The organism is Kibdelosporangium persicum (assembly GCF_013280595.1).
Taxonomy (GTDB): domain Bacteria; phylum Actinomycetota; class Actinomycetes; order Mycobacteriales; family Pseudonocardiaceae; genus Kibdelosporangium; species Kibdelosporangium persicum.
In genome coordinates this window covers 173,069-184,778 of sequence record NZ_JAAATY010000016.1, presented here as the reverse complement: position 1 = coordinate 184,778, position 11,710 = coordinate 173,069, and the positions used below count along the sequence as shown (strand labels likewise).

Here is an 11,710-nt window from a genome sequence, read left to right as displayed (position 1 = left end):
CGCATTGCTCCGAAAAGACCAAAGGCCGGTGAAAACTCGGCCCGGATGAGGCACGCTAGGACCGGAGCCACAGGAGAGCCGAGAGAGCCGGGAGGCCGGGTCCGTGTCGTTCGTGCCAGCGCCTGCGAATAGGGCTGCCCGACGGAAGATGCTGCGCTACTTACGGCGCAAGCGTGGACTGGCGGCGGTGACCGCGGCATTGTTGCTGGTGCCGGCCGCTTTAGCGGGCGATACCGTCGCCGGGTGGAGCGTGCGGGACGACTCCATCACGCCGTTGGCCAACGGTCTCGGCCGTGGTTTCTTCGGGATCGACCTGGAGGATCTCGGCGCGAGCGGCCAGCTTCCCGAGGTGGACGGCCTGTCGGACGAGTTACTTCGCATCGCGGGTGACCCGGGCGCGCTGGCGTCCAGTGGCGACCCGCTGAGCACGCCGAGTGGCCCGCTCGGCATCCCCGGCAAGGCGCTCGAGGCGTACCAGAAGGCCGCGACGATGCTGGGCACGTCCCAGCCGGCCTGCAAGATGCACTGGTCCCTGCTGGCGAGTATCGGCCGGATCGAGTCGAACCACGGGCGTGGCCAGTACGACGCCAAGGGCAACACCGCCGACCGGATCCTCGGCCCGGTGCTCAACGGAGCCGGGTTCGCCGCGATCCAGGACACCGACGGCGGCCAGCTCGACGGCGACCTCCAGTGGGACCGCGCGGTCGGTCCGTTCCAGTTCATCCCGGGCACGTGGAAGGCCTACGCCTCCGACGCCAACGGCGACGGCGTGAACAACCCGCACAACATGTTCGACGCGGCGCTCTCGGCAGGCAAGTACCTGTGCTCCGGCGGGCTCGACATGAGCAACGACCAGCAGCGCGCGATCGCGGTCTTCCGCTACAACCACTCCGACAGCTACGTGCGGACCGTCCTGCTCTGGGCGAAGGCCTACGAGTCCGGTGTGTCGGTCATCCCGGACGGCCTCGGCGTCACCTCAGGCGTGACCAACCCGGCGGTCCAGGCCGCGGGCACCCCGGCGCAGCAGACGCCGACCGCGACGACCCCGTCGCCGACGCCGACTCCCACGCCGACCCCGTCGCTGCCGACGACGGAAACGACGATCACGCCGAACCCGCCGAGCAACCCGCCGACGAAGCCGACGACGGTCCACCCGACCAACCCGCCGACGACCACGCCGACGACGACCACACCGACAACCACCACGCCGACGACGACCACGCCGACGTGCGAGCCGAGCACGCAGCCCAGCACGCCGACCACCTCGTCCAGTTCGACGACGAGCGCTCCGGCTGGCTCCTCGGACGCGCAGCAGCCGTCGACCGGCACGAGCCCGGCCAGTGCGGGTGAAGCGGAAGATCCCTGCAAGTAGATTGGCGACCATGCCAAGGGTTGCCGCCATCGACTGTGGGACTAACTCGATCCGTCTGCTCGTCGCGGACGTGACCAAACGGGACGATGGCACGTCCTGGTTGCGTGACGTCCACCGCGAGCAGCGAGTGGTCCGGCTCGGCCAGGGCGTCGACGCGACCGGGACGCTGAATCCGGACGCGTTGGAGCGCACCAGGGTCGCGCTCGCCGACTACACCGCCATCCTGCGTCGCAAGGGCGCCGAGAGCGTCCGGATGGTGGCGACGTCGGCGACACGGGACGCGAGCAACCGGGACGACTTCTTCGGCATGACCGAGCAGCTGCTCGGCGCGCCCGCCGAGGTGATCTCCGGGGACGAGGAGGCCGCGCTGGCGTTCACCGGCGCGGTCGGCGACCTCGACCCGGCGGACGGCCCGTTCCTCGTCGTGGACGTCGGCGGCGGGTCGACCGAGCTCGTGCTGGGCACGTGGGACGGCGTGAAGGCGACGCCGAAGGCCGCGCGGTCGACCGACATCGGGTGCGTCCGGATCACCGAACGGTGCCTGCGCAGCGATCCGCCGACCGCCGCGGAGATCACGGAGGCACGCGAACTGGCCAGGCAGGTGCTGCGGGCCGCGTTCGACACCGTGCCGGTGGACGAGGCCAAGACGTGGATCGGCGTGGCGGGCACCGCGACCACGATGGCCGCGATCGCCCTGGGGCTGCCGGAGTACGACTCCGACGCGATCCACCTGTCCCGGATCGCCAAGCCGAAGCTCATCGAGACGAGCGAGCAGTTGCTCGCGCTCAACCACGAGCAGCGGGCCGCGAACCCGGTCATCCACCCGGGCCGGGTGGACGTGATCGGCGGCGGCAGCCTGATCTTCCAGGTGCTGGCCGAGCGGCTGACCGGGGTCGACGAGCTCACCGTGAGTGAACACGACATTCTGGACGGTATCGCCCTTTCACAGTTGTGACGGCGTTCCCGTCCGAAGAACTAAGCCATGTGGGTGACTGTCCAACATCGTCACGCTTTTGTGACTGCGTGTGTCCTGAAAGGCACTCCGCGCCCACGTTAGCGTCCTCTCACACTTCGGGACGGGAGGACTCCATGGGCTCAAAGGCGGTGGCGCTCACGGCCGCGCCGTTGACGATCGCTTTGGTTCTCACCGGTTGTGGCGGAGGCGGAGGCGGCGCCCCGGCGGGCAACGCGACCGCCGACGCCACGATCTCGATCTACGGCACCAATCCGCCGGGCAACATGCTGCCCGCCAACGCCACGGACGCCGGGTCCGCCAAGATGCAGGAGGGCCTGTACTCGCAGCTGGTCGGGTACGGGGCGGACGACGGCAGGCCGTTCGACCAGGTCGCCGAGTCGATCACGTCGGCCGACAAGAAGGTCTACAACGTCAAGCTGCGCAAGGGGTGGAAGTTCCACGACGGCACCGAGGTCAAGGCCAAGAACTTCGTCGACGCGTGGAACTGGGGCGCCTACGGCCCGAACGCCCAGCTGAGCGCGACCTGGTTCAAGCAGATCGACGGTTTCGACGACGTCTACACCAAGGACCCGGACGGCGCGTCCGGGCCGCAGAAACCGCCGACGCCCGCGTCGAAGACGATGAAGGGCCTCAAGGTCATCGGCGACCACGAGTTCGAGATCACCCTGAAGGCGCCGTTCTCGGTGTTCACCACCGTCATCGGGTACACCCCGTTCGCCCCGTTGCCGGACAAGTTCTTCGCCGATCCGGAGGCGTTCGCCAAGAACCCGATCGGCAACGGGCCGCTGAAGTTCGTGTCGTTCACCCCGAACGTCGAGATCAGGATGACCCGCAACGACGAGTTCCCGCTCGACCAGAAGAAGGTCAAGTTCCGCAACCTGGTCATCAAGATCTACTCGCAGCAGGAGGCCGCGTACAAGGACCTGCTCTCGGGCCAGTTGGACTTCATCGAGACGCTGCCGCCGTCGGCCAAGGCGGGCGGCAAGTACAAGACCGAGCTGGGGGACCGGCTGCTGACCGCGAAGCTGCTGTCGATCTCCACCCTGACCGTGCCGAGTTACCTGCCGGAGTACGGCAGTCTCGACCTGCGGAAGGCGATCGCACTGGCGGTCAACCGGGACCAGATCACCAAGACCGTGCTGGCCGACACGTACGTGCCCGCCGACGGCTGGGTCAACGACAACATCGAGGGCTACGAGAAGGGCGTGTGCGGCGAGTTCTGCGAGTACGACCCGGCCAAGGCCAAGGAGTACTACGCCCGTTCCGGGCACAGCGGCAAGATCACCATCCAGTCCAACTCGGACGGTGGCCGCAAGGAGCCGCTGGAGGCCGCGTGCAACAGCATCAAGAACGCGATCGGCGTGGAGTGCACGTTCGTCGGCGCCACCAACTTCGGTGAGTTCCGCAACATCATCGACGGCAGCAAGCTGACCGGCCTCGGCCGGTCCGACTGGGGCGCGGACTACGCGGAGATCGAGAACTTCCTCAACCCGTTGCACCGCACCGGCGGTTCGTCCAACGACTCCAAGACGTCCAACCCGCAGCTGGACGCGCTGCTGGCGCAGGCGGACGCGACAGCCGACCGGGCCGAGGCGATCAGGCTCTACCAGCAGGCGCACCGCCTGTTGCCGACGTACTTCCCGAGCATCCCGCTCTGGATGGAACGCGGAGTCGGCGCCAGGTCGGACAACCTGGCGACCGCGACGATGAGCTTCAAGCGGCGACTGGAGTACGCGTCGGTCACGGTCAAGGGCAACGGCTGACCGATCCGCACACCCGGGCCGGGTCTCGTGGCACACCAGAGATCCGGCCTGGTGGTCTGTTCGGTGTCGATCTTTTCGGGTCGATCTCTCCGGTGTCGATCTCTTCAGGGAGGCGTGATGGGTCGCTACCTGCTGCGGCGGCTGCTCCAGTTCGTCCCGGTCTTCCTTGGCACCACGTTCATCGTCTACACGCTGGTGTGGGCGGTGCCCGGTGACCCGTTCGCGGGCAAGTGCGGTGAACGGCAGTGCCCGGACACGTTCGTGTCGCTGATGACCGAACGCTACGGGTTGAACGATCCGCTGGTCGTGCAGTACTTCACCTACCTGGGCAAGGTCCTCACCGGCAACCTCGGCGAGACGTTCAGCGGAGTGTCCATTTCGGAGCAGCTGCTGAACTCCGCACCGATCACCGTCCGGCTGGCGATCGTGGCCCTGCTGATCCAGATCGTCATCGGCGTGGTCGCCGGTGTCGTGACCGGCATCCGCGGCCGGGGCTACCTGGACAACCTGGTGCTGGTCTCGACGCTGTTCCTGATCTCGCTGCCGACCTTCGTCACCGGCTCGGTGCTGCAGATCCTGCTCGGCGTGGAGTGGGGGATCATCGATCCGACGGTGTCCGCGCAGGCCACGTGGGGTGAGCTGATCGTGCCGGGGTTCGTCCTCGGCAGCATCTCGATGGCTTACGTGACAAGGCTGACGCGTACCAGCATCACCGAGAACAAGCACGCGGACTACGTCCGTACGGCGATCGCCAAGGGCCAGCCGGGCCGTCGCGTGGTGTTCGTGCACCTGTTGCGCAACTCGGCCATCCCGGTGGTCACGTTCCTCGGCACCGACCTCGGTTCGCTGATGGGCGGCGCGATCGTGACCGAGGGCGTGTTCAACATCAACGGTATCGGCGGGCTGATCTTCCGCAACATCGCGGAGAAGGAAGGCGTCATGGTGACCACCATCGTGACCCTGCTGGTGCTGGTGTACCTGCTGATGAGCCTGATCGTGGACCTGTTGTACGCCGTTCTCGACCCGAGGATCCGCTATGACTGACCCAGGTTCCGTCGGAGGGGGCGGGCCGGCGCTGGAGAGTTTCGCCAGTGCCGAGGTCGCCGACCTGGCGACGACGCAAAGCGATGAGCGGCAACGCAAACCCCGCAGCCTGTGGGGCGACGCGTGGCACCAGTTGCGCCGCAAGCCGATGTTCGCCATCTCCGCGGTGATCATCCTGGTCGTCGTGCTGATGGCGGCGTTCCCGAGCCTGTTCACCGCACGGCCGGCGGACTACAACAACCTGGACTTCGCCAGCCAGCCGCCGTCCGCCTCGGCGTGGTTCGGCTATTCGTTCCAGGGCTACGACATCTGGGCACGAGCGGTGCACGGCGCCAGGGCCACGTTGCTCGTCGGCTTCTTCGCGACGCTGCTGACCGTGCTGATCGGCTCGGTGATGGGCATCATCGCCGGGTTCTACGGCCGGCTGACCGACGCGTTCATCTCCCGCTTCGGCGACGTCTTCGCGGGGCTGCCGTTCGTGCTCGGCGCGATCGTCATCCTCACCACGTTCAACCCGCCCGGCTCGGAACCGAGCGGCACGGCCGTCCTGATCCAGGTGATCCTGTCGATCAGCGTGCTGTCCTGGCCGGTGTCCATGCGGATCATGCGGTCGGCGACGATCGTGGCCAAGCAGCTGGACTACGTCAAAGCGGCACGGGCGCTCGGCGCGAGCACCCGGCGGATCATCTTCCGGCACATGTTGCCCAACACCGTCGCGCCCGTGCTGGTGTACGCCACGATCGCGCTCGGCGCGTTCATCGCCGTCGAAGCGACCCTGGCGTACCTGGGGATCGGTGTCCGGCCGCCGGTCGTGTCGTGGGGCGTGATGATCAACGACGGCAAGGACTACGTGCAGACCTCGCCGCACGAGCTGCTGTTCCCGGCCGGCCTGGTGACGATCACCGTGCTGGCCTTCGTCATGCTCGGCGACGCGGTGCGTGACGCCCTGGACCCGAAGTCACGGTAGGAGTCGCGAGTGTCCACAGTGTACGACGGGGAGCGGGGGGAGTTCGTCGCCGAACCGGCGGCGGACACCGTGCCGTTGCTCGCGGTGAAGGACCTGCGGGTGGAGTTCCGGACCAACGACGGCGTCGCCAAGGTGCTCAACGGCGTGTCGTACCACGTCGACGCCGGCGAGACGCTGGCCGTGCTCGGCGAATCCGGGTCGGGCAAGAGCGTCACCGCGCAGACCATCATGGGCATCCTCGACATGCCGCCCGCGGTGGTGCTCGGCGGTGAGGTCCTGTTTCACGGCGAGGACCTGCTCTCGGCCAAACCGGCGCGGCGGATGCAGGTCCGCGGCGAGGGCATCGCGATGATCTTCCAGGACGCGTTGTCCGCGCTGAACCCGGTGTTCACCGTGGGCTTCCAGATCGCCGAGCAGTTGCGGGTCCGGCGCGGGCTGTCCAGGGCCGAAGCCCGCAAGGGCGCCATCGACCTGCTGGACCTGGTGCGGATTCCGCACGCCAAACAGCGCGTACGCAGCTACCCGCACGAGTTCTCCGGTGGTATGCGGCAGCGCGCGATGATCGCGATGTCGCTGGCGCTGGACCCGGAACTGCTGATAGCCGACGAACCGACCACCGCGCTGGACGTCACCGTGCAGGCGCAGATCATGGACCTGCTGCGGGACATCCAGCGGGAACGTGACATGGGCCTGATCCTGATCACCCACGATCTCGGCGTGGTGGCCGAGGTCGCGGACCGGATCGCGGTGATGTACGCGGGCCGGATCGTCGAACAGGCGGACGTGTACGCGTTGTTCCGCGGTCCGGCGCACCCGTACACCGAGGCGCTGCTGCAGTCGCTGCCCCGGCTGGACCTGAAGGGCCAGGACCTGAAGGCGATCAAGGGCCTGCCGCCCAGCCTGACCCGTATCCCGCCGGGCTGTCCGTTCCACCCGCGCTGTCCCCGGGCGGTCGACCGCTGCCACCAGGAGGTCCCGGACTTCCACCCCCTGCCGGGCGACCGGCACTCCGCCTGCCACTTCGCCCACGAAATGCTCGTGAGTGGTTATCCGGGTTCTAACCCTGATAAACACTCACGAGGCTTGAGCAGGGGGGATGCGTGAACGAGCCGATTCTCCAGGTCCGGGACCTGGTCAAGCACTTCCCGGTGCGGGTCGGTGTGCTGTTCAAGCGCACGATCGGGCACGTGAAAGCGGTCGACGGGGTTTCCTTCGACCTGCGAAAGGGAGAGACTCTCGGCATCGTCGGCGAATCCGGCTGCGGGAAGTCGACACTGGCCCAGGTGCTCATCCGCCTGGAACCACCGACAGGCGGGACGGCGTTGTTCGAAGGCAGGGACATGTTCGCACTGCGCGGCAACGACCTGCGGCGGCTGCGGCGGGATGTTCAAATCGTGTTACAGGATCCGTACACGTCGCTCAATCCCCGCATGACAGTCGGCGACATCATCGGGGAGCCGTTCGAAATCCACCCGGAAGTCGCGCCGAAAGGCTCCCGGGAGGGCAAGGTCAGGGACCTGCTCGACGTCGTCGGGCTGAATCCCGAGCACATCAACCGCTATCCGCACCAGTTCTCCGGCGGTCAGCGGCAGCGCATCGGCATCGCCCGCGCGCTCGCGCTGCGGCCGAAGGTCGTCATCTGTGACGAGCCGGTGTCCGCATTGGACGTGTCGATCCAGGCCCAGGTGATGAACCTGCTCGGCGAACTGCAGCGCGACCTCGGCCTGTCCTATGTGTTCATCGCGCACGACCTGTCGGTGGTCAGGCACCTTTCCGACCGGGTCGCGGTGATGTATCTGGGGAAGGTTGTCGAAATCGGGACGGCGGACGAAATTTACGGTCAGCCGTCCCATCCGTACACCCAGGCACTGCTTTCCGCCGTTCCCGTGCCCGATCCGGCGCTGCGCGGACGGCGGGAAGTGATCCGGCTGACCGGAGATGTGCCGAGTCCGGTGGATCCACCCTCCGGATGTCGGTTCCGTACGAGGTGCTGGAAGGCGCAGGATGTCTGCGCAGAGGAGGAGCCGGAACTCATCACCCGGGTGGCGGGGCACCCGAGCGCCTGTCATTTCGCCGAGGCGCATGTTGTTGTAGGGGCAGAAAGGGAGAATTCGTGAGACGCAGAACCGTGTTGGCGATAGCGGCATTGCCGCTGTTCGCCACACTGACCGCCGTCACGGCGCCGACCGCGTCGGCGTTACCGAGGCTGCAAGGCAAGAGCGTCGACTACACCGTGCTCGCCGCACCCGGCGTGAGCGTCGAGACCATCGAGGCGGCCGCGCGGGCCGCTGGGGGCCAGGTCGTCGGGCGCAACGCCGTGGTCGGTCTGATCACGGTCACCGCACCGGAGCAGGGTTTCACCGAGCGTGTCAGCAAGGCACAGGGAGTGACGGCGGCGGCCCGCAGCCGTGCCGTCGGCCAGGCGCCGAAGACCAAGGCCGCGCCGAAGCCGGACGTCGAGACGCAGGACGCGGGCACGGCTCCGTCGCTCAGCCCGGCCCTGCAGAAGGCGGCCGAGGCCAAGCAGAACAAGGCCCAGTCCCGCGCCGCCGCGCAGTCGGTGGGCATGGACCCGCTGGACAGCAACCTCTGGGGCCTGACGTCGATCCGCGCCGACCTGGCGCGTGACCACACCATCGGCGACAAGCGGGTCAAGGTCGGCATCCTGGACACCGGTGTGGACGGCAAGCACCCGGACATCGCGCCGAACTTCGACCGCGCGCTGTCGCGCAACTTCGCCAAGGACATCCCGGTCGACGAACTGGGGCAGGAAGTCGACGGTCCCTGTGAGTTCCGTGGCTGCGTCGACCCGTCCGACTGGGACGACAACGGGCACGGCACGCACGTCGCCGGCACCGTCGCGGCCGCCGCGGACGGCTTCGGCCTGTCCGGTGTGGCCCCTGGCGTGTCCATTGTGAACATCCGGGGCGCGCAGGACTCCGGCTACTTCTTCCTGCAGCCGGTGGTCAACGCGATCACGTACTCCGGTGACGCCGGGCTCGACGTGGTCAACATGTCGTTCTACGTCGACCCGTGGCTGTACAACTGCGGCAGCAACCCGGCCGACACCCCGGAGCAGCAGGCGCAACAGCGGACCATCAAGACCGCGGTCAGCCGTGCGCTGGACTACGCGTACCGCAAGGGCGTGACCCAGGTCGTGTCGCTGGGCAACCAGCACTCCGACCTCGGCGCCCCGCAGCCGGACGCCAGCAGCCCGAACTACCCGGTGGGCACCCAGCACGACCGCACCATCGACAACGCCGACTGCCTGTCGATGCCGATCGAGGGCCCGCACACGGTGGGTGTCGCCTCGTACGGCCCGTCCGGCATGAAGGCCGACTACTCGAACTGGGGCACCGAGCAGATCTCGGTGTCGGCCCCGGGTGGCTACATCCGTGACTACTACGGCACGCCTTGGTACAACACGCGGGAGAACAACATCCTGTCCGCGTACCCGCGCAACGTGGCGTTCGCCAACGGCCACATCGACGCCGCCGGGAACATCACCCCGGCTGGTGCCGCGCTGAAGGTCATGAAGGAGGTCAAGCCGGACGGCACGCCCGCGTACTACCGTTGGCTGCAGGGCACTTCGATGGCGTCGCCGCACGCCGCCGGTGTCGCGGCCCTCATCGTGAGCAAGTTCGGCAGCTACGACGCCCGCGGTGGTGTCCTGCTGAACCCCGACCGGGTCGAGCGGGTGCTGCAGGGCACCGCGACCAAGACCCCGTGCCCGACCCCGCGGGTCTTGGATTACCCGGACCAGAACGAGACGTACACCGCGACGTGCCTCGGCGGTCCGGAGTTCAACGGTTTCTACGGCGCCGGCCAGGTTGACGCCTTGCAGGCAGTGGTGAGTGGAGCAGACTTCCTATGAGAAAAACGACGATCGCCCTCTCGGCGCTGCCGTTGCTGGTGACGCTGGTCGCCGCGCCGACCGTCGCGGCGCAGCCGGAACTGTCCGGCGCGCCGGTCGAGTTCAACGTGCTGGCCAAGGACGGTGCCTCGGCCGCGTCGGTCGAGCAGGCGGTGAAGGCCGCCGGTGGCACGGTTCTCGAGCGCAACGACGCGGTCGGCCTGCTGACCGCCAAGGCGCCCGCGAACGGGTTCACCGAGCGGCTGGCCCGCAGCGGCTCGGTGTTGTCCGCCGCCAAGGTGCAGTCGATCGGCCACTCGCCGGAGGCGGGCAAGAAGAAGCGCAAGGACGCCGACGTCGAGAAGGACCGCGGCAACGGCAACAAGGCGCAGAACCAGGCCGCCACGCCGGTCGGCCTCGACCCGCTGGACGAGCAACTGTGGGGACTGAAGTCGATCCGCGCGGACCTGGCGCGGGACAAGACGACCGGTGACAAGCGTGTCAAGGTCGGCATCATCGACACCGGTGTGGACGCGTCCCACCCGGACATCGCGCCGAACTTCGACCGGAAGCTGTCGCGCAACTTCACCAAGGACATCCCGTTCGACGAGCTCGGCAACGAGATCGACGGTCCTTGTGAGTACCGCGGCTGCGTGGACCCGGCCGATGTGGACCACGGCGGTCACGGCACGCACGTGGCCGGCATCGTGGCCGCGGCGGCCAACGGCTTCGGCCTGTCGGGTGTCGCGCCTGGAGTGTCCATTGTGAACCTCCGGGCCGGGCAGGACTACGGTTTCTTCTTCCTGCAGCCGACCGTCAACGCCCTGACCTACGCCGCCGACAACGGCATCGACGTGGTCAACATGTCGTTCTACGTGGACCCGTGGCTGTACAACTGCGACAACAACCCGGCTGACACGCCGGAGCAGCAGGCGCAGCAGCGGACCATCAAGACGGCTGTGACGCGGGCCCTGCGTTACGCCCACCGCAAGGGCGTCACGCTGATCTCGGCCTACGGCAACGACCACACCGACGCGGGCAAGCCGCTGCCGGACACGACGAGCCCGGACTTCCCGCTGGGCACCGAGCACGAACGCACCATCGACAACGCGACCTGCCAGTCGATGCCGTCCGAGGGCCCGCACGTCCTCAACGTCTCGTCGTACGGCCCGTCCGGTGCCAAGTCCGACTTCTCGACCTACGGTCTTGAGCAGATCTCGGTGTCCGCGCCGGGTGGCTACCGCCGGGACTACTTCGGTACGCCCTGGTACAACAGCCTGGACAACATGATCCTGTCCACGTACCCGCAGAACGTGCTGGTCGCTGAGGGCTTCGTGGACGCGGCGGGCAACGTCACCCCCGATGGCGCGGCCGTCGGCGTGATCAAGCTGGACCGGCCGGGCGCGTACTACCGTCCGCTGCAGGGCACCTCGATGGCCGCCCCGCACGCGACCGGTGTCGCGGCCCTGATCATCAGCACCTACGGCAAGTTCCGCGGTGGCGACGCGAACCTGGACCCGGACAAGGTGGAGCGTGTCCTGGAGGGCACCGCCACGGCGACTCCGTGTCCGACTCCGCGCACGGTCGACTACCTCGACGAGCAGCGTCCGGCCGACTGGACGGCCACGTGTGAGGGCGACCTGGAGTTCAACGGCTTCTACGGCCACGGCCAGATCGACGCCTACCAGGCAGTCGTAGCCGGCCAGAAGTTCCTCAAGTAACCCCACCCCCCTCG

The 11,710-nt window shown here is 67.8% G+C and carries 9 protein-coding genes; all 9 read left to right on the top strand.

The window, feature by feature from the left end:
* Positions 1 to 148: 148 nt before the first annotated feature.
* The 9 genes from GC106_RS26935 to GC106_RS26895 all read left to right on the top strand — a co-directional run bounded on the left by GC106_RS26935 (position 149) and on the right by GC106_RS26895 (position 11,696).
* Positions 149 to 1,372: a lytic transglycosylase domain-containing protein gene (locus tag GC106_RS26935; RefSeq protein ID WP_173136268.1), complete on the top strand. Its 1,224-nt coding sequence runs from the start codon at positions 149 to 151 to the stop codon at positions 1,370 to 1,372.
* A 10-nt stretch (positions 1,373 to 1,382) separates the two neighbouring features.
* Positions 1,383 to 2,327 carry a Ppx/GppA phosphatase family protein gene (locus GC106_RS26930; RefSeq protein WP_173136266.1) on the top strand — a complete coding sequence of 315 codons (945 nt, stop codon included), beginning with the start codon at positions 1,383 to 1,385 and terminating at the stop codon, positions 2,325 to 2,327.
* 134 nt (positions 2,328 to 2,461) lie between these two features.
* Positions 2,462 to 4,111, top strand: a complete 1,650-nt coding sequence (locus GC106_RS26925) for a peptide ABC transporter substrate-binding protein (RefSeq protein WP_173136264.1) — start codon at positions 2,462 to 2,464, stop codon at positions 4,109 to 4,111.
* Positions 4,112 to 4,228: 117 nt separating this feature from the next.
* Positions 4,229 to 5,155 carry an ABC transporter permease gene (locus GC106_RS26920; RefSeq protein ID WP_173136262.1) on the top strand — a complete coding sequence of 309 codons (927 nt, stop codon included), beginning with the start codon at positions 4,229 to 4,231 and terminating at the stop codon, positions 5,153 to 5,155.
* Positions 5,148 to 6,122 (top strand): ABC transporter permease, encoded by a 975-nt coding sequence (locus GC106_RS26915; protein WP_173136260.1) that lies wholly within the window; start codon positions 5,148 to 5,150, stop codon positions 6,120 to 6,122. The genes GC106_RS26920 and GC106_RS26915 overlap by 8 nt, the downstream gene beginning before the upstream one ends.
* Before the next feature lie 18 nt (positions 6,123 to 6,140).
* On the top strand, positions 6,141 to 7,226 hold the full coding sequence (locus GC106_RS26910) for an ABC transporter ATP-binding protein (RefSeq protein WP_312872879.1): 1,086 nt from the start codon (positions 6,141 to 6,143) through the stop codon (positions 7,224 to 7,226).
* The gene (locus tag GC106_RS26905) at positions 7,223 to 8,239 is read left to right on the top strand and encodes an ABC transporter ATP-binding protein (RefSeq protein ID WP_173136258.1); all 1,017 of its coding nucleotides are present in this window, start codon (positions 7,223 to 7,225) and stop codon (positions 8,237 to 8,239) included. Before GC106_RS26910 ends, GC106_RS26905 begins: the two co-directional genes overlap by 4 nt.
* Positions 8,236 to 9,996 (top strand): S8 family serine peptidase, encoded by a 1,761-nt coding sequence (locus GC106_RS26900; protein WP_312872871.1) that lies wholly within the window; start codon positions 8,236 to 8,238, stop codon positions 9,994 to 9,996. The genes GC106_RS26905 and GC106_RS26900 overlap by 4 nt, the downstream gene beginning before the upstream one ends.
* Positions 9,993 to 11,696: a S8 family peptidase gene (locus tag GC106_RS26895; RefSeq protein ID WP_173136256.1), complete on the top strand. Its 1,704-nt coding sequence runs from the start codon at positions 9,993 to 9,995 to the stop codon at positions 11,694 to 11,696. The genes GC106_RS26900 and GC106_RS26895 overlap by 4 nt, the downstream gene beginning before the upstream one ends.
* Positions 11,697 to 11,710: the final 14 nt, after the last annotated feature.